The following is a 17,234-nucleotide window of genomic DNA, read 5'->3' on the forward strand; positions in this document are numbered from 1 at the left end:
CAGGACAGTTGAGATAGTCGTCCGAACGGCGAGATGGATCACACGCAGATCTCACGCAGAGGAGCCGCGCACTGTGCTGAACGAAGTCGAGCGCTGGCTGGCGACCCGTTCCTGGTCCGTGACCGATCGCCCGCTCCACCGGATCATGGCGGCGAAGCGGGCCACGGGCCGGACGGTCAGTGTCGTCCTGCCGGCCCTCAACGAGGAGGCGACGGTCGGTGACATCGTCGCCGTCATCCGTCATGACCTCATGCAGCAGGTCCCGCTCGTCGACGAGATCGTCGTCGTGGACTCGGGATCGACCGACCGCACCTCCGAGGTCGCCGCCGCCGCCGGCGCGCGGGTCGTCCACCGCGACGACATCCTCCCGCGCATCCCGGCCCTGCCCGGCAAGGGTGAGGTCCTGTGGCGGTCCCTGCTCGTCACGAGCGGGGACATCGTCTGCTTCATAGACGCCGACCTGAAGGAGTTCTCCTCGGACTTCGTCTCCGGGATCGTCGGCCCGCTGCTCACCGACCCCGGCGTCGACCTGGTCAAGGGCATGTACGACCGTCCCCTGGGCGGTGCCGCCGGGCAGGGCGGCCGGGTCACCGAGCTGATGGCGCGCCCGCTGCTGAACATGCACTGGCCGCAGCTCGCCGGTTTCGTGCAGCCGCTGGGCGGTGAGTACGCGGCCCGGCGCTCGCTGCTGGAGCAGTTGCCGTTCCCCGTCGGCTACGGCGTCGAGCTGGGCATGCTGGTCGACGCCCTGCACCTGGTGGGCCTGGACGCGCTGGCCCAGGTCGACATCGGGGTGCGCAAGCACCGCCACCAGGACGGGCAGGCCCTGGGCCGGATGGCCGCCGCGATCTACCGCACCGCCCAGCTCCGGCTGGCCCGCGGCCACCTGATCCGGCCCGCCCTCACCCAGTTCGAGCGGGGCCGGGACGGCTTCGAGCCGCGGACGTACTCGGTGGACACGGAGGAGCGGCCGCCGATGACGGAGATCGCGGAGTACAGGAAGAGAAGGGCCGCCTAGGAGCGCCCCTCCAGGGACGCGGGGAACTGCGCACCCGGCCCCCACGGCCCGCGGCCGACATGCACCACGGGAACGTTTGAGCGGTTGGACACCGGGCTAGGTTTCGAGGCATGGCTTCATCGCACAACGCCCATGTACTGGTCGCGTCCAACCGCGGCCCGGTCTCCTACGAGGTCCAGGAAAACGGCGAGCTCAACGCGAAGCGCGGCGGCGGCGGCCTCGTCTCGGGCCTGTCGGCGATCGGGCCGGAGGCCGACGCGCTGTGGGTGTGCTCGGCGCTGTCCGACGGCGACCGCGAGGCGGTACGGCAGGGGGTCGGCGAGGACGGCGTCCGCATGCTCGCGATCCCGGCCGACGTGCACGCGGACGCGTACAACGGCATCGCCAACTCGGTCCTCTGGTTCGTCCACCACCTGCTCTACCAGACCCCGCTGGAACCGTCCTTCGACGCGGAGTTCCGGCGCCAGTGGGCCTCGTACGAGACGTACAACCGTGCCTTCGCCGAGGCGCTCGCCGAGGAGGCGGCCGAGGGGGCGGCGGTCCTGGTGCAGGACTACCACCTGTGCCTGGTGCCCGGGATGCTCCGCGAGCTCCGCCCCGACCTGCGCATCGCCCACTTCTCGCACACACCGTGGGCGCCGGTGGAGTACTTCCGGATGCTCCCCGACGACATCGCGGTCCAGGTCCTGCGGGGCATGCTGGGCGCCGACCGGCTCGGCTTCCTCACCCGCCGCTGGGCGGACGCCTTCACGGCCTGCGCCGCGGAGTTCGCGGGAGGGCTGGGCGAGACCCGGATCGGGGTGCACGGGCTGGGCGCGGACGCGGACTTCCTGCGCGCCCGCTCCCACGAGGCCGACGTCGAGGAGCGGATCGTCGGCCTGCGCGAGGAGATCGGCGCGGGCCGGAAGACCATCGTGCGGGTGGACCGGACCGAGCTGTCCAAGAACATCGTGCGCGGGCTGCACGCCTACCGGCGGCTGCTGGAGTCGCGGCCGGAGTGGCGGGAGCGGGTCGTGCACGTGGCGTTCGCGTATCCGTCGCGGCAGGACCTCGCGGTGTACCGGGACTACACGGCCGAGGTGCGGCGGGTGGCGGAGGAGATCAACGACACCTTCGGCACACCTGGCTGGACCCCGGTCCTGCTGAACCTGAAGGACGACTTCGCGCGCTCCCTGGCCGCGTACCGGCTGGCCGACGTGGCGCTGGTCAACCCCATCCGGGACGGCATGAACCTGGTCGCGAAGGAGGTGCCGGTGGTGTCCGACGAGGGATGCGCGCTGGTGCTGTCGCGGGAGGCCGGGGCGTACGAGGAGCTGGGCGACGACGCGGTCGTGGTGAACCCGTACGACGTGGAGCAGACGGCGGCGGCCCTGCACGAGGCGCTGACGATGCCGGCCCACGAGCGGGCCGAGCGCGCGAAGCGGCTGGCCGCGGCGGCGACGGCGCTCCCGCCGGCCCAGTGGTTCCTGGACCAGCTGAACGCGCTCCGCGCGCTGGACGGCTGAGCATGAACCTTCCCACGCCTCTCACGACGGCCGGCGAGGAGGGTCTGCGGGCGATCCTCGCCGAACCGCGGCGGGCCGTGATCGGGCTCGACTTCGACGGGACGCTGGCGCCGATCGTGGCGGACCCGGAGAAGGCGGTCGCGCACCCCGAGGCGGTGCCGGCGCTCGCGGCCCTGGCACCGAAGGTGGCGTCCGTGGCGGTGATCACCGGGCGCCCGGCCGCGGTCGCGGTGCGCAACGGCGGTTTCGCCGGGGTCCCGGGCCTGGATCACCTGACCGTGCTCGGCCACTACGGGGCGGAGCGCTGGGAGGCGGCGACGGGCCAGGTCACCGCCCCCGCCCCGCATCCCGGCGTGGCGGCGGTCCGCGCCGAACTGCCGGCGCTCCTGGCCGGGACCGGTGCCTGGCTGGAGGAGAAGGGCGGCCGTGCGGTGGCCGTCCACACCCGCCGGGCGGCCGACCCCCAGGCCGCCTTCGAGGCCCTGCGCGCTCCCCTCACCGACCTGGCCGCCCGCAACGGCCTGATCGTGGAACCCGGCCGTCTGGTCCTGGAGCTCCGCCCGCCGGGCGTGGACAAGGGGGTGGCCCTGCTGGAGCACGCCCGCGAGGTCTCCGCCCGGTCCGTGCTGTTCGCCGGCGACGACCTGGGCGACCTGCCCGCCTTCTCCGCGGTCGACGAACTGCGTACCGCCGGCACCGCCGGACTCCTGGTGTGCAGCGGCAGCGACGAGGTGACCGAGCTGCGCAAGCGGGCCGACCTGGTGGTGGACGGCCCGGCCGGCGTGGTGGGCCTGCTGCGGGCCCTGGCGGAGCGGCTCGCCTGACCCTCAGCGCTCCTCGCGCCGGGCCTGGCGCACTCTGCGCAGCCGGTTGACCGTCACCGGGTCGTGCGCCAGCGCGCGTTCGTCGTCCAGCAGGGCGTTGAGGAGCTGGTAGTAGCGGACCGGCGCCAGGCCCAGCTCCTCACGTATCGCCCGCTCCTTGGCGCCGGGGCCCGCGAAACCGCGGCGCTCCAGCGCGAGGATGTCCCGCTCCCGGCGGTCGAGTCCCGCATGCTCCATGCCCGGAACCGTAACCCCCGCCACCGACAGCGACTACTCCGCGTTCTGCGCGGTGAGCTGGAGGACGCGCAGCACCTGCGTGGGGCTCCCGCCGGAGCTCACCGCGGCGCCGATCCGCTTCTTCACCGCGGCGCTGACGGAGGCCCAGGACGTCTTGCCCACCGGCGGCAGCTCGGCGGAGGGCAGCGCGGCCAGGAAGGGCTTGAGGTCGGCGTCCCGGGAGCTCGCGCTCATGACCTCGGAGGCGGAGTTGGTCACCGGCAGCAGGTCGTACTCCCGGGAGAACGCGAGGACGTTCTTCTCGCTGTAGACGAAGTCGAGGAAGTCGCCCACCTGCTCGGCGTGGCCGTTCTGCCGGAAGGCCATCATCCAGTCGGCGACGCCCATGGAGTTCCTGGTCGGCCCGTCGGCGCCGGGCATGGGCACCATGCCGAACTTCACCCCCTTCTCGGCGGCGATCTTCATCAGCGAGGGGTGCCCGTTGAGCATGCCGACGTCCCCGGCGGCGAACGCCGAGAACGCGGCGGCCCGGTTCAGGTTCTCGGGCGCCACCGGCCCGGTCAGGCCCTTGCCGACGAGGTCGTCCTTGAGCCAGGTCAGGGTGGCGACGTTCTCCTCGGAGTCGATGCCGTACGTGCCGACGTCGTCGACGTACCCGCCGCCCCCGCTCAGCAGCCACTGCATGGTCTCGGCCTGCGCCTCCTCGGGGCCGAGCGGCAGCGCGTACGGGTACTTCACCCCGTCCGCCTTGAGCGCCTCGGCGTCCGCGGCGAGCTCCTTCCACGTGGTGGGCGGGGTGAGCCCGGCCTCGGCGAACAGGGTCTTGTTGTAGAAGAGCAGCCGGGTCGACGCGGCGAACGGCATGCCGTACTGCATCCCGTTGATCCGCCCCGCGGAGCCGAGCTGGGAGACGAAGTCGGCCTGCTCCCGGATCCCGACCAGTTCGTCCGCCTTGTAGAGCAGGCCCTTGTCGGCGTAGTCGGCGTAGGCGCCGATCTGCGCCATGTCGGGGGCCTCGCCCGCGTCGACCAGTTCCTTGACCTTGCGGTCGACGTCGGTCCACGAGTAGACGCTGACGTCGATCTTCACGCCGGAGTGCTTCGCCTCGTACTCCTGGACGAGCTTGTCCCAGTACTTGCGGGAGCTGTTCGCCGCGCTGTCGCCGTAGTCGGCGGCGACCAGTCTCAGCGTCACCTCGTCCGACCCGCCGCCCAGGCCGCAGCCGCCGAGGACTGCCGTCATACCCAGTGCGGACACCGCCGCGATCGTTCCCGTCCTACGCCGCCGCACCGACAACCGCCCCAAACTCACGTTCGAAAACTTTCGAAAAGTCATACATATCTCAGAAGTAAGGTCTACACCACGTGAGTGGACTAGACCTCTTGCGGGTCAACGGGTCACACTGTCCCCCGTGAGACATGTCATCGCCCTCGACGTGGGCGGCACCGGGATGAAGGCGGCCTTGGTCGGCGCGGGCGGCGAGCTCCTGCACCGGGCCCGCCGGGCGACCGGACGCGAGCGCGGACCCGACGCGGTCGTCGACGGCATCCTCGACTTCGCCGCCGAGCTGCGCGCGTACGGCACCGAGCACCTCGGCGCCCCCGCGGACGCGGCCGGCGTCGCCGTCCCCGGCATCGTCGACGAGGACCGGGGCATCGCGGCCTACGCCGCCAACCTGGGCTGGCGGGACGTCCCCCTGCGCACCCTGCTCGCCGAGCGCCTCGGCGGCGTCCCGGTCGCCCTCGGCCACGACGTCCGCACCGGCGGCCTCGCCGAGGGCCGCATCGGAGCCGGCCGCGGCACCGACCGCTTCCTCTTCGTCGCCCTGGGCACCGGCATCGCGGGCGCCATCGGCATCGACGGCCGGGTGGAGGGGGGCGCCCACGGCTTCGCGGGCGAGATCGGCCATGTCGTCGTACGCCCGGACGGCACGCCCTGCCCCTGCGGCCAGCGCGGCTGCCTGGAGCGGTACGCCTCCGCGGCCGCGGTCAGCGAGGGCTGGGCCGCGGCCACCGGGAACCCGGCGGCGGACGCGGCGGACTGCGCGAAGGCGGTGGAGGCCGAGGACCCGAAGGCCCGGGAGATCTGGCAGCGCGCCGTGGACCCCCTCGCCGACGGCCTGGTCACCGCCCTCACCCTCCTGGACCCCCGCACCCTGATCATCGGTGGCGGCCTCGCGGAGGCGGGGGAAACCTTGTTCACACCGCTGCGGGAGGCGGTCCGCAGCCGGGTCACCTTCCAGAAGCTCCCGACGATCGTCCCGGCCGCCCTGGGCGACACGGCGGGTTGCCTGGGCGCGGGCCTCCTGGCCTGGGATCTCCTCGACACGACGGACAGCTCGGAGGTAACGCCCTGATGGCAACTCCCCCAGGGGCGCGGGGAACTGCGCGACACGCCACGCCGCACCCGCACCCCGCGACGGACAAGACCCCCCTCGTCCTGTCCGGCGCGACCGTCGTCCTCCCCACAGGAACCGTCGACGACGGCCAGGTCGTCATCGACGGCACCCGCATCGCCGCCGACGCACCCGAGAACGCCCGCCGGACCGACGTCTCGGGCCACTGGCTCGTGCCCGGCTTCGTCGACCTGCACAACCACGGCGGCGGCGGCGCCTCCTTCACCTCGGGCACCATCGAGGACGTGCTCAAGGGCATCGCCACACACCACGCCCACGGCACCACCACCCTCGTCGCCTCCACCGTCACCGGCGACATGGACTTCCTCGCCCACCGGGCCGGCCTGCTGAGCGAACTCGCCGAGCAGGGCGACATCGCCGGCATCCACTTCGAGGGCCCGTTCATCTCCCCCTGCCGCAAGGGCGCGCACTCGGAGGACCTGCTGCGCGACCCCGACCCGGCGGAGGTCCGCAAGCTGATCGACGCGGCGCGCGGTCAGGCCAGGATGCTCACCCTCGCCACCGAACTCCCCGGCGGCGTCGACTCCGTGCGGCTGCTCGCCGAACACGGGGTCATCGCGGCGATCGGCCACACGGACGCGAGCTACGAGCAGACCGTCGAGGCGATCGAGGCGGGCGCGACCGTCGCCACCCACCTGTTCAACGCGATGCCGCCGCTCGGTCACCGCGCCCCGGGCCCCATCACCGCCCTCCTGGAGGACGAGCGGATCACGGTCGAGCTCATCGACGACGGCACCCACCTGCACCCGGCCGCCCTCCAGCTGGCGTTCCACCACGCGGGTGCGCGGCGGGTCGCCTTCATCACGGACGCCATGGACGCGGCCGGCTTCGGCGACGGGCGCTACATGCTCGGCCCCCTGGAGGTCGAGGTCAGCGAGGGCGTCGCCCGGCTGGTCGAGGGCGGCTCGATCGCCGGCTCGACGCTGACCCTGGACCGCGCTTTCAAGCGGGCGGTGACCGTCGACCGGCTGCCGGTCGAGGACGTGGTCGCGGCCATCTCCGCCAACCCGGCCCGGCTGCTGGGCATGTCCGACCGCATCGGGTCCCTGGAGCCCGGCAAGGACGCCGACCTGGTCCTCCTCGACCATCAATTCGACCTCAAGGGCGTCATGCGCCGGGGTGAATGGGTGGTCGATCCCCAACTGGGGTGATCTGTCCCGCTGTTGGGTCCGGGATCATCCTGGGAGACTGGACGGGCACATGTCCGTCCGTCTTCGGGGGAGGTCGGCCCGGGTGATCCTCACGGTCACGCTGAACACCGCTCTCGACATCACCTACCGCGTGCGGTCGCTGCGGCCGCACGCCAGCCACCGGGTCTCCGAGGTCGTCGAGCGCCCCGGCGGCAAGGGCCTGAACGTGGCCCGGGTGCTGGCCGCGCTCGGCCACGAGGTGACGGTCACCGGCTTCACGGGCGGCGCCACGGGACGCACCGTCCAGGAGCAACTCACCGCCGTCCCCGGACTGGTCGACGCGCTCGTCCCGGTCACCGGCCCGACCCGGCGCACGATCGCCGTCGTGGACGAGCGTTCCGGCGACACCACCCAGCTCAACGAACCGGGCCCCACCGTCACGCCCGCGGAGTGGTCCGCCTTCCAGGAGGCGTACGAGGATCTCGTCCCGTCGGTCTCGGCGGTGGCCCTGTGCGGGAGCCTGCCGCCGGGGGTGCCGGTGGGGGCGTACGCGGGCCTGGTCCGCACGGCGAAGGCGGCCGGGGTCCCGGTCCTCCTCGACACCAGCGGCGAGGCACTGCGCCGCGGGGTCGCCGCCCGCCCCGACATCCTCAAGCCGAACGCCGAGGAACTGTCCGAACTGACCGGCTCCCACGAACCGCTGCGCGCGACGCAGGACGCACGACGGCGGGGCGCCCGGTCGGTGGTCGCGACCCTCGGCAAGGACGGCCTCCTGGCGGTCACCCCCGAGGGCCGCTGGCGCGCCACGCTCCCGGCCCCGGTGTCCGGCAACCCGACGGGCGCCGGCGACTCGGTGGTCGCGGCCCTGCTGTCCGGCCTGGTGCGCCAACTCCCCTGGCCGACCCGCCTGACCCACGCGGCAGCCCTCTCGGCGGCGACCGTACTGACCCCGACAGCCGGGGACTTCGACCGCCCGACCTACGAGGATCTGCTGAACCGGGTCACGGTCACGAGGGAGACCAGTGCGGCGTGAGTCCTACTGGTCGACGTTCTCCGTCACGGAGAACTGGTCGAGCAGGGCATTGCACTGGTTGCCCTGCTGGCACGAGAGCTGAATCGTGTTGGTGCCCTTGGTCAGGGAGACCTGGGCCCAGGTCTCCTGCCATTCGTTGGCGGGAAGCCCACCGAAGTTCTTCATGTTCAGCGGCCGGGATGCGGATTTCCCGTTGACCGTCACCGTCGCGTTGGCGTCCTCGGCGGGGAGACTGTAGCGGACGTAGACCCGATAGGTGCCGGCCTTCTTGATGCCGTTGACCGTCCAGGTGACCGAGGCACCGACCTGGTTGAAGCCCTGGACGTAGACACCGCCGTCGGCCTGGGCTCCCTTCACGTCGGACGCGACGCTGGTGCCGCCCTCCAGCCGCATCGTCTTCGCGTCGGCCTTCGGCAACTCGGCCTCCGCTGTCGCCGAGCTGGACGCGCTCGGCTCCGAGCTCTGGGATGCCGTCGGGGTCGTCGCCGCCTCGTTGCCCGTGTCGCCCTTCTCGTCGTCGCCGCCCGCGATCGCGATGCCGATGCCGATGACCACCGCGGCCACCACGGCGATCGCGCCGATCAGGAGGCCCTTGGTGTTGGGGCCGCCGCTGCGGCGGCCACCGCCGCCGCTGTAGCCCGGCATGGGCTGCTGGCTGGTGGGGGCGGAGCCGGGGAAGGTCTCGGGGGCGGCGTAGTGCGCGCTGGGCTGGCCGTAGCCGCCCTGGGCCTGCTGCTGCGGGACCTGGCCGTACGCCGCGGTCGGCGCGGTCGGTGCCTGCTGCTGCCCGTACTGGCGCTGGCCGACCGCGCGGACTCTGTTGACGGAGTTCGGGTAGCCGTAACCGCCGGAGGGCGGCTGGGCCCCGTTGGCCTGGCCGTCGGCGTAGAGGTAGCCGAACGGGTCGTCGTCCTCGGGCGTGCTCGCGCCGTTGTTGCCGGACGTCATCCCTTGGTACTCCTCAACAGGTGCGGATCGGATGCGATACGTGGAGTCAGAATGGCGAGCCTACCCGCTCCAGATGGCCCAAACGGGTGACTCGGATCGCATCGGCTCGCTGACCTGGGGCTCAGCCCGCGCGTCTGTGCTGTTTGGGACGAGATCGTTTCTCGACGTACATCCGCTCGTCGGCGGACTTCAGCACCTCGTCCGCGGTCATGCCGCAGTGCGCCCAGCCGATGCCGAAGCTGGCACCGACCCGCACGGCCCGTCCCTCGGCCCGGATGGGCTGGATTATCTCGTTGCGCAGGCGCACCGCGAGGTCCGCCGCGTCGGCCTTGCCGAGGCCGTCGGCGAGGATCACGAACTCGTCGCCGCCGAGCCGCGCCACGGTGTCGCCGTCGCGCACGCACTGGGACAGCCGCCGGGCGACCTCGATGAGCACCGCGTCGCCCGCGTTGTGCCCGAACCGGTCGTTGATCGACTTGAAGCCGTCGAGGTCGCAGAAGAGCACCGCGAGCCCCTTGGTGCCGTCGTCGCGCTCCCCCTCGGGGGCGACGGTGTGCACATGGTGGTCGAAGGCGTCGAACGCCTCGGCGCCGCCCTGCCGGAAGTCGAAGCCGTGGCCGCCCGCGTCGAAGGCCGGGTGCCCGAAGGCCGCGTCGACGGGCTCCAGGGCGCCGGTGTGGGTGGGGCGCTGGCAGAGCCGGGAGGACAGCCGCGAGCGCAGCTCGGCGGAGTTCGGCAGGCCGGTGAGGGAGTCGTGGGAGGCGCGGTGGGCGAGCTGGAGCTCGCGGCGCTTGCGCTCCTCGATGTCCTCGACGTGGGTGAGCAGGAAGCGCGGGCCGTCGGCGGCGTCGGCGACCACCGAGTTGCGCAGGGAGACCCAGACGTAGGTGCCGTCCCGGCGCCCGAGGCGGAGCTCGGCGCGTCCGCCCTCCGCCGAGGTCCGCAGCAGGGTGCCTATGTCCTCGGGGTGGACCAGGTCGGAGAAGGCGTAGCGGCGCATCGCGGACGCGGGGCGGCCGAGGAGGCGGCACAGGGCGTCGTTGGTGCGCAGGATCCGGCCGTGCTGGTCGCCGCCCATCTCGGCGATGGCCATGCCGGAGGGGGCGTACTCGAAGGCCTGTCGGAAGCTCTCCTCGCTGGCCCTGAGCGCCTGCTGCTCCCTTTCGAGCCTGACCAGCGCGCGCTGCATGTTGGCGCGCAGGCGCGCGTTGCTGATCGCGATGGCGGCCTGGAACGTGTACATCTGGAGCGCCTCGCGGCCCCAGGCGCCCGGCCTGCGGCCGTTGCGCGGCCGGTCCACGGAGAGCACGCCGATCAGCTCGCCGCACTGGCCGCCCGGCACACCCGGCGTGTACATCGGCGCGAACAGCCGGTCGGAGGGGTGCCACTCGTCCTCGAAGCGGGGCGCGGGGCCGTCGGTGTACCACTGCGGGACGTCGTCGTCGTCGAGGATCCAGCCCTCGGTGTGCGGTATGAAGACCAGGTCGCCCCAGGTCTCCCCCATGCTCAGCCGGCGCTCCCACGACTCGCGGGAGCCCACCCGGCCGGTGATCAGCGCCTCGGCGGCCTGGTTCCCGGCGAAGGCGGCGACCACGAGATCGCCGTCGGGACGCACGAGATTGACGCACGCCAGCTCGTAGCCGAGTGCGGTGACCACGCCGTTCGCGACGGTCTGCAGTGTGTCGGCCAGGCTGCGGGCCGTGTTCATGTCGGCCATGACCTGGTGCAGTTGTCGCAGGGACGCAAGGCGGACGTACGGCTCCGACTCGCTCTCCATTGCTCGCCCTCCCCCCGAGACCTCGCAGTGAATCAAGGGTCATCTGTCCAGCCACTGAATCACAGCGCGCTGCCCGCCCGGTACACAGGGTCAACAATTGGCACCTCTTGTGACTCAAGTCACAGCGAAAGATGAGCAATTGAGCGGGGTTTCTGTGTTTTTCCTGTGCGTTTACCGCACGCAAATTTCGGGCGATTATGCAGGTTCCGGCAGGCCGCCCGCCGGGAGACCTAGGTCCGGTCTCGGGCGAAGGCCCGATGCGGCGGGCGCGGCCCCGGGACTAGCGTTTCCGGCGTGTCGAACACCGCCTCCCCCACCGTCCCGATGATCCCTCCGCCCGCTTCCGGGCATGCTGTGGGGGTGAGCAACGACGAGTTCCGCGCCGCCATGTCCCGGCTGGCCGCGGGCGTGGTCCTGGTGACCGCGTTCGAGCCCCCGCTCGACGCCGAGGGACCCACGGGCGAGGACGTCGGCATGACGGCCACGGCGTTCCTGTCGGTCTCCCTGGACCCGCCTCTGGTGCTGGTCAGCCTGCGGACCGGCTCCCGCATGGACGACCTGCTCGACGAGCAGCCGCTGTGGGCGGTGTCCGTCCTGTCGGAGAGCCAGCGGCACATCGCCGGCCGCTTCGCCATGAAGGGCCGCATCAGCGACCGCCTGCTGTTCGAGGACATCCCGTACGTCCGTGGCTCGGCGACCGGCGCCGTTCTGGTGGGCGGCGCCCTCGCCACCCTGGAGTGCCGCACCGAGCAGCGCGTCGAGGCGGGCGACCACACCCTGGTGATCGGCCGCGTCCTGACGGCCGACGTGCCGAGCGCGGACGGCGGCCCGCTGACCTATTTCCGCGGCCGGTACCGGCAGTTGGGATGAATTCCGTGGCGGTGCGCCACCGGTCCGCCCTAAGGTCCCCGGATGACATTCGCACCCCGCCTCGAAGAGGTCACACCCGGGAATTTCGAAACGGCGACCGCCATACGCGTCCGCCCGGAACAGGAATTCGCGGTCTCCCCCGTGATGCAGTCCCTCGCCGAGGCGTACGTCCATCCCCCGGGCGTGGCCTGGCCCCGGCTGATCGTCGACGGTGACCGCACGGTCGGCTTCCTGATGGCCTTCCTCGACATCGACTGGCGCGCCGACGGCGGCACCGTGCGCCGCTCCGGCCTGTGGCGCCTGAACATCGCGGCCGACGCCCAGGGCCGTGGCTACGGCCGTTTCGCCGTCGAGTCCGTCGCCGCGGAGCTGCGCCGCCGGGGCACGAAGGAGTTGTACGTCACCTGGCACGAGGGCCCGGACGGCCCCGCCGAGTTCTACCTGAAGCTGGGCTTCCGCCGGACCGGGGAGCTGAGCGAGGGAGAGACGGTGGGGGTCCTGGGCCTCGCCTAGAGGAGGGTGACGTCCGAACGCGCGGCCGTCGCCGGGTCCGTGGTGATGTCGATCACGGCGATCCGGTCGTGTACGAACGTGAACGCGAGGGTCCGCTCCACCCGGCCGACCCGCAGCAGCGCGATGCCGGTGCGGCCCTCGACGAGAGCCGGGACGACGGCACCGGTGATGTGCCGCGCGTAGCCGCAGGCGCCCTTGGCCACGGCGAGCGCCCCCGCCGTAACCCCGGCCTCCGTGCGCACCACGACGTCCGGGTCGAGGACGTCCAGCAGCCCTTCGAAGTCGCCTTGGCGCGCGGCGGCGAGGAAGGCGTCGACGAGTTCCCGCCGCCGCCTCGGATCCGCCTCGGCCGCCTGGGCGCCCCGCACGCGGCGCCGGGCCCTGCTGGCGAGTTGCCGGACGGCCGCGGGGGACTTGTCGATGACGCCGCCGATCTCGTCGTACGGGACGGCGAAGAGGTCGTGGAGGACGAAGGCGAGCCGTTCGGCGGGAGTGAGGGTGTCGAGGACGACGAGGAGGGCGCCGCCGACCGAGTCGGCCAGGAGGACGTCCTGCTCGGGGTCGGGGACGGTGGCCGGGACCGGTGCCTCGGGTTCCAGGGGCTGTTCAGCGCGGGACCTGCGGGCGCGGAGCATGTCGAGGCAGACCCGTCCGACGACCGTGGTCAGCCAGCCCCCGAGGTTGTCGACGTGGGTGGTGTCCGAGCGGCTCATCCGCATCCACGCCTCCTGCACGGCGTCCTCCGCCTCGCCGGCCGGCCCGAGCATCCGCCGTGCCACGGCCAGCAGCCGCCCGCGGTGCGCCTCGAACCGCTCGGCAAGGAAGTCCTCGTCGCGCATGGGGGTCACCGCTCTCCTCGTCGTCACCTGTCGATGAGTTGACGGATGAGACGGCGAGAATGTGACGCGCCCTTCAGGGGCGCGGGGCTGTATCGATATGCGGCTCCGCCGCGTGGGCGCGACAAGCCACGACGGCGCCGCGCCCTACAGACGGGCTGTTACCCCCAGTCCCGCCCCGACCGCCCCCGCTTCGTGTCCGACCGCGCCTTCTTCTCCCGCAGCCGGCGCTCATTGATGCCACGGGGAATCCGAGTGGGCCGGCGCGGCTTCGGCGGCGGCGCCGTCGCCTCGGCCAGCAGCGCCGCCAGGCGTACGGCCGCGGTCTCGCGGTTGCGCCACTGCGAGCGGTGCTCGGAGGAGCGGACGGTCACGACCCCGTCGACGAGCCGCGAGGCCAGCTTGGCGAGGGCCCGCTGCTTCCACACCTCGGGCAGGGCCTCGGTGCGGGCGAGGTCGAAGCGGAGCTCCACCTGGGAGTCACTGGTGTTGACGTGCTGACCGCCCGGACCGGACGACCGCGAGAAACGCCACATGAGCTCGGCCTCGGGCAGGGAGACGGAGCCGCGGATGACGTAAGGACCGGACATGGGGTCCATGTTCCCGCCTCTGACCAGTCCACGTCACCCCAATATCGCCCCTCCGCCGCCCGCCTCCGCTTGGGTAAAGAAAGTAAAGAAGCGGGGAACCTTCGACACCACTCGCGGCGTTCATAGAGGTAGCTGTAGCTTCGTGCCCGTTACATAACGAGGGAAGGGACTCCCAACAATGGCTGTAAGCCTGTCCAAGGGTGGCAACGTCTCGCTCACCAAGGAGGCTCCGGGCCTGACCGCCGTCACCGTGGGCCTCGGCTGGGACGTCCGCACGACCACCGGCACGGACTTCGACCTCGACGCCTCCGCGATCGCGGTCAACACGCAGGGCAAGGTCTACTCCGACGCCCACTTCGTGTTCTTCAACAACAAGCAGACCCCGGACAGCACCATCGTTCACACCGGCGACAACCGCACCGGCGAGGGCGCGGGCGACGACGAGGCGATCAACGTCAACCTGGCCGGTCTCCCGGCCGACATCGACAAGATCGTCTTCCCGGTCTCGATCTACGACGCGGAGAACCGCTCGCAGAACTTCGGCCAGGTCCGCAACGCCTACATCCGCATCGTGAACCAGGCCGGCGGCGCCGAGATCGCCCGCTACGACCTCTCCGAGGACGCGGCCACGGAGACGGCGATGGTCTTCGGCGAGCTGTACCGCAACGGCGCGGAGTGGAAGTTCCGCGCGGTGGGCCAGGGCTACGCGTCCGGCCTGGTCGGCATCGCGCAGGACTTCGGCGTCAACGTCTGACGTGTCGCCGCGCTGAGCTGAGCGGGAGCCCCCGGCCGCACCGGCCGGGGGCTCCGGCGTCAGGTCCGCGACACGAACGCGGTCCAGCTGGCCGGGGTGAAGGCCAGGCGCGGGCCGGTGGTGTCGTTCTTGGAGTCGCGGACGTGGACCGTGCGGGGTGCTATCGCGATCTCGACGCAGGAGTTGCCGTCCGTGCCGCTGCTGTAGCTGCTCTTGAACCACACCGGCTCGGAGGTGTCCCCGGCAGCGGGCTTGCGGATCATGTCTCTCCCAGCAGTTGCTCGATGAAAGCCAGCGACTCCCGTGGCGGGAGGGCCTGAGCCCGGATGGTGCCATACCGCAGTTCAAGGATGCGGAGTTGTTTCGGGTCGGTGATAGGGCGGCCGTTGAAGGCGCCGTCCGACCGTCCCACGGCCGTCCCGTCCGGAAACTTCAGCAGCTCGATCTTGCCGTCCAGACCGGGGTGGGCGTCGCTGTTGGTCGGCATGATCTGAAGCCTGGCGCTGCGCAACATCCCCACCTCCAGCAGACGTTCGAGCTGCTGTCGCCACACCATTGTGCCTCCGACCGGCCGACGTACGACCGACTCCTCCAACACGAAGTGGATGGACGGAGCCGGGTCACGATCGAAGACGGACTGCCTGGCCAGGCGGGCGACCACCATCCGCTCCACGTCGTCCTGCGAATACGGCGGCTGTGCTGCTTCGAACAGAGCCCGAGCATGCTCTGCCGTCTGCAACAACCCATGGACGCTGTTGGACTCGTACACCCCGATCTCGACGGCCTGCCCCTCCAGCTTGGCCAGTTCCCGGACCTTCTTGGGATACCGGACCTTCTTGACGTCCTCCCAGGCCGCGGAGAGGAGCCCGCCGGCCCCCAACACCTCGTCCGCCCTGTCCAGATACTCCTGCCGGGGAATCCGCTTGCCGCCCTCGATCTTGTAGACGAGGTCCTCGCCGTACCCGACCGCCTCACCGAACTCCGCGGCCCGCATCCCCACGGCCTCGCGTCGCAGCCTCAGTTGCCTCCCGACCGTCGCGATGACCGCGACTCCCCACTCGTCGTCCGGGTCGACCGTCTCGCCGTCCACACTCATCCCGCGCCCCTACCCTTGCGACGACCTCCGACAGCCCGGACACGACCGGACAACCTCCGGACAGTCACCGTACGTATCGACTCCATCACTGTTCACGGTAAGCGAGCGCCGCCACGCTGAGTGACGTGAATCAAGAAACCGCCGTCATCAGGAACTTCAGCGTCCTGCTCTCCCCCACGCCCCGCGGAGCCCGCCTGGCCCGACTGCTGGCGACGGAGCAACTGCGCGAGTGGGGCCTGCCGTTGCACCCCGCGGAGCACATCGTGGCGGAGCTGGCGGTGAACGCGGCCACGCACGGCCGGGTCCCGGGACGCGACTTCCGCGTGACGCTGTACGTCGTCGGGGGCACCCTGCGCATCGAGGTCACGGACACCCGGGGTGACCGTCTGCCGTGTGTCCAACCCCCGGCGCCGGAGGCCGAGTCGGGTCGGGGACTGGCGCTCGTGGACGCGTTCGCCGACCGCTGGGGTGTCGCGCAGGGACCCCGTCCCCGCAAGACGGTGTGGGCGGAAATCGATGTCTCACCGCGTCCCGAGAACCCGGACTTCGGTGGCACAGGCGGCCTTTCCCAAAGAACTCAAGGTTGAAAGAAACCCACCAAGCCCCACCCCTCCTCCCGCCTCGAAGTCGCAGCTCACTAGCCTCACTCGCCCGAGTGAACATCGCCAACTCAACTGGATTTCGGCCGGGTTGCTTGCTCTACGCTCAGCGCGACACAACCGCAGACCTGCTGCGGACATACAACGGCCCTCGCGGGGACTGGCATCCCGATGCGAGGGCCTGACCACCAAGGAAGAAGACACCTTCCCGATGGACACGCAAAACCCTAGCGCGCCGACGCCCGCCCAGTCCCGTACCGCGGGCAAAAACCACCCCCACGCGGGTGGCCTCGTTCATGAGAACGCCCGTCACACCGAACGCTTCACGGTGATCGGCAACCACCTCGCCCAGCACCCGGAGCTCTCGCTCGTCGCCAGAGGGCTGGCCCTGTACATCCAGTCCCTCCCCGCCGGTGCCCCCGTGGACATCAAGACGCTCGCGACCCGCTTCCCCGAGGGCAGGAACCGGATCGCCGCCGCCCTGCGGGACCTGGAGACCCACGGCTACCTGCGCCGCACCCGCGAACGCGTCCCCGGCGGCCGCATCGTCTCCCGCACGGTCTCCTGCAACCGGCCGGGCCATCGCGGCCGGACCGGCGAGGACCAGGCCCCGGGGCCGCCGGGGAAACGGCAACCGGCGCCCCGCAAGAAGCTCCTGCCCGCCGTACCGCAGCCGGGGTGCCCCGCCCCCGCGCTCATCCAGCGGGCGATCGAACTCCTCGCCACGCTCCGCCGCCACGACCCCCGCCTGCTCCTCTCGGCCACGGACACGGAACACCTGGCCCCCGGGGTCGCCGCTTGGCTGGAACGGGACCTGACCCCCACCGACGTACGGGACGCCCTGACCGCGCGCCTCCCCATGGAACTCCTGCACCGCCCGGCGGCCCTGCTGGCCCACCGCCTCACCGCCCAGCTGCCACCCCTGCCCCCGATCCGGCCCCCGGCCCCACTCCCGGAGGTCCGGCACCGGCTCCAGACCTGCGACGGCTGCGACCGCGCCTTCCGCGCCCCGGAACCGGGCCGCTGCCGCGACTGCCGATGCGATCTTCCGGAGGCCACCTAGCATGAAGGCGACGATCCTTGCCGCC

The 17,234-nt window shown here is 71.7% G+C and carries 19 protein-coding genes; 11 read left to right on the plus strand and 8 right to left on the minus strand.

What is annotated here, in order from left to right:
- Positions 1–73 precede the first annotated feature (73 nt).
- From ACIQJT_RS28060 to otsB, 3 genes are all read left to right on the plus strand, one after another.
- Positions 74–1,018, plus strand: coding sequence for a glucosyl-3-phosphoglycerate synthase (locus ACIQJT_RS28060; protein ID WP_365452311.1), 945 nt, complete (start codon positions 74–76; stop codon positions 1,016–1,018).
- A 110-nt stretch (positions 1,019–1,128) separates the two neighbouring features.
- Entirely contained in the window at positions 1,129–2,523 is a 1,395-nt protein-coding gene (locus ACIQJT_RS28065) for a trehalose-6-phosphate synthase (RefSeq protein WP_365452313.1), read from the plus strand.
- A gap of 2 nt (positions 2,524–2,525) precedes the next feature.
- Positions 2,526–3,347 (plus strand): trehalose-phosphatase, encoded by an 822-nt coding sequence (otsB, locus tag ACIQJT_RS28070; RefSeq protein ID WP_402648097.1) that lies wholly within the window; start codon positions 2,526–2,528, stop codon positions 3,345–3,347.
- Between the two features lie 3 nt (positions 3,348–3,350).
- Here the strand turns inward: otsB and ACIQJT_RS28075 are convergent, their stop codons facing one another.
- Positions 3,351–3,584: a DUF3263 domain-containing protein gene (locus ACIQJT_RS28075; RefSeq protein WP_053848713.1), complete on the minus strand. Its 234-nt coding sequence runs from the start codon at positions 3,582–3,584 to the stop codon at positions 3,351–3,353.
- 33 nt (positions 3,585–3,617) lie between these two features.
- Complete coding sequence (locus ACIQJT_RS28080; protein ID WP_402648335.1) at positions 3,618–4,826, minus strand: extracellular solute-binding protein; 1,209 nt, start codon at positions 4,824–4,826, stop codon at positions 3,618–3,620.
- A gap of 169 nt (positions 4,827–4,995) precedes the next feature.
- Here ACIQJT_RS28080 and ACIQJT_RS28085 point away from each other — a divergent pair, with 169 nt between their 5' ends.
- The 3 genes from ACIQJT_RS28085 to ACIQJT_RS28095 all read left to right on the plus strand — a co-directional run bounded on the left by ACIQJT_RS28085 (position 4,996) and on the right by ACIQJT_RS28095 (position 8,163).
- Complete coding sequence (locus ACIQJT_RS28085; protein WP_402648100.1) at positions 4,996–5,940, plus strand: ROK family protein; 945 nt, start codon at positions 4,996–4,998, stop codon at positions 5,938–5,940.
- The gene (nagA, locus tag ACIQJT_RS28090; RefSeq protein ID WP_402648102.1) at positions 5,940–7,151 is read left to right on the plus strand and encodes an N-acetylglucosamine-6-phosphate deacetylase; all 1,212 of its coding nucleotides are present in this window, start codon (positions 5,940–5,942) and stop codon (positions 7,149–7,151) included. The genes ACIQJT_RS28085 and nagA overlap by 1 nt, the downstream gene beginning before the upstream one ends.
- A gap of 82 nt (positions 7,152–7,233) precedes the next feature.
- Positions 7,234–8,163 (plus strand): 1-phosphofructokinase family hexose kinase, encoded by a 930-nt coding sequence (locus tag ACIQJT_RS28095; RefSeq protein WP_402648338.1) that lies wholly within the window; start codon positions 7,234–7,236, stop codon positions 8,161–8,163.
- Positions 8,164–8,166: 3 nt separating this feature from the next.
- Here the strand turns inward: ACIQJT_RS28095 and ACIQJT_RS28100 are convergent, their stop codons facing one another.
- Together ACIQJT_RS28100 and cdgB are read right to left on the minus strand one after the other, a co-directional pair.
- Positions 8,167–9,111, minus strand: a complete 945-nt coding sequence (locus ACIQJT_RS28100) for a CBM35 domain-containing protein (protein ID WP_365452321.1) — start codon at positions 9,109–9,111, stop codon at positions 8,167–8,169.
- 121 nt (positions 9,112–9,232) lie between these two features.
- Complete coding sequence (cdgB, locus tag ACIQJT_RS28105) at positions 9,233–10,888, minus strand: diguanylate cyclase CdgB (protein ID WP_365452323.1); 1,656 nt, start codon at positions 10,886–10,888, stop codon at positions 9,233–9,235.
- A 324-nt stretch (positions 10,889–11,212) separates the two neighbouring features.
- Here cdgB and ACIQJT_RS28110 point away from each other — a divergent pair, with 324 nt between their 5' ends.
- Together ACIQJT_RS28110 and ACIQJT_RS28115 are read left to right on the plus strand one after the other, a co-directional pair.
- Positions 11,213–11,758 carry a flavin reductase family protein gene (locus ACIQJT_RS28110; RefSeq protein ID WP_365452576.1) on the plus strand — a complete coding sequence of 182 codons (546 nt, stop codon included), beginning with the start codon at positions 11,213–11,215 and terminating at the stop codon, positions 11,756–11,758.
- Positions 11,759–11,800: 42 nt separating this feature from the next.
- Positions 11,801–12,271: a GNAT family N-acetyltransferase gene (locus tag ACIQJT_RS28115; protein WP_402648106.1), complete on the plus strand. Its 471-nt coding sequence runs from the start codon at positions 11,801–11,803 to the stop codon at positions 12,269–12,271.
- Here the strand turns inward: ACIQJT_RS28115 and ACIQJT_RS28120 are convergent.
- Both ACIQJT_RS28120 and arfB read right to left on the minus strand, forming a co-directional pair.
- Positions 12,268–13,110 carry a sigma-70 family RNA polymerase sigma factor gene (locus ACIQJT_RS28120; RefSeq protein WP_402648341.1) on the minus strand — a complete coding sequence of 281 codons (843 nt, stop codon included), beginning with the start codon at positions 13,108–13,110 and terminating at the stop codon, positions 12,268–12,270. The genes ACIQJT_RS28115 and ACIQJT_RS28120 overlap by 4 nt on opposite strands.
- Before the next feature lie 158 nt (positions 13,111–13,268).
- On the minus strand, positions 13,269–13,706 hold the full coding sequence (gene arfB, locus ACIQJT_RS28125; protein ID WP_053848704.1) for an alternative ribosome rescue aminoacyl-tRNA hydrolase ArfB: 438 nt from the start codon (positions 13,704–13,706) through the stop codon (positions 13,269–13,271).
- Positions 13,707–13,875: 169 nt separating this feature from the next.
- On the opposite strand from arfB, the gene ACIQJT_RS28130 reads away from it, so the two are divergent.
- Positions 13,876–14,451, plus strand: a complete 576-nt coding sequence (locus tag ACIQJT_RS28130; RefSeq protein WP_037709701.1) for a TerD family protein — start codon at positions 13,876–13,878, stop codon at positions 14,449–14,451.
- Between the two features lie 59 nt (positions 14,452–14,510).
- Here the strand turns inward: ACIQJT_RS28130 and ACIQJT_RS28135 are convergent, their stop codons facing one another.
- Both ACIQJT_RS28135 and ACIQJT_RS28140 read right to left on the minus strand, forming a co-directional pair.
- The gene (locus ACIQJT_RS28135; protein ID WP_365452331.1) at positions 14,511–14,714 is read right to left on the minus strand and encodes a DUF397 domain-containing protein; all 204 of its coding nucleotides are present in this window, start codon (positions 14,712–14,714) and stop codon (positions 14,511–14,513) included.
- A complete protein-coding gene (locus ACIQJT_RS28140) occupies positions 14,711–15,547 on the minus strand; it encodes a helix-turn-helix transcriptional regulator (RefSeq protein WP_365452333.1) in 837 nt (278 codons plus the stop codon). Before ACIQJT_RS28140 ends, ACIQJT_RS28135 begins: the two co-directional genes overlap by 4 nt.
- 125 nt (positions 15,548–15,672) lie before the next feature.
- Here ACIQJT_RS28140 and ACIQJT_RS28145 point away from each other — a divergent pair, with 125 nt between their 5' ends.
- Positions 15,673–16,134, plus strand: a complete 462-nt coding sequence (locus ACIQJT_RS28145) for an ATP-binding protein (protein WP_365452335.1) — start codon at positions 15,673–15,675, stop codon at positions 16,132–16,134.
- 223 nt (positions 16,135–16,357) lie between these two features.
- Positions 16,358–17,209 (plus strand): helix-turn-helix domain-containing protein, encoded by an 852-nt coding sequence (locus ACIQJT_RS28150; RefSeq protein WP_402648113.1) that lies wholly within the window; start codon positions 16,358–16,360, stop codon positions 17,207–17,209.
- Positions 17,210–17,234: the final 25 nt, after the last annotated feature.

Origin of the sequence: Streptomyces sp. NPDC091972 (assembly GCF_044756385.1) — a bacterium.
In the GTDB taxonomy this organism is placed as follows: Bacteria; Actinomycetota; Actinomycetes; order Streptomycetales; family Streptomycetaceae; genus Streptomyces.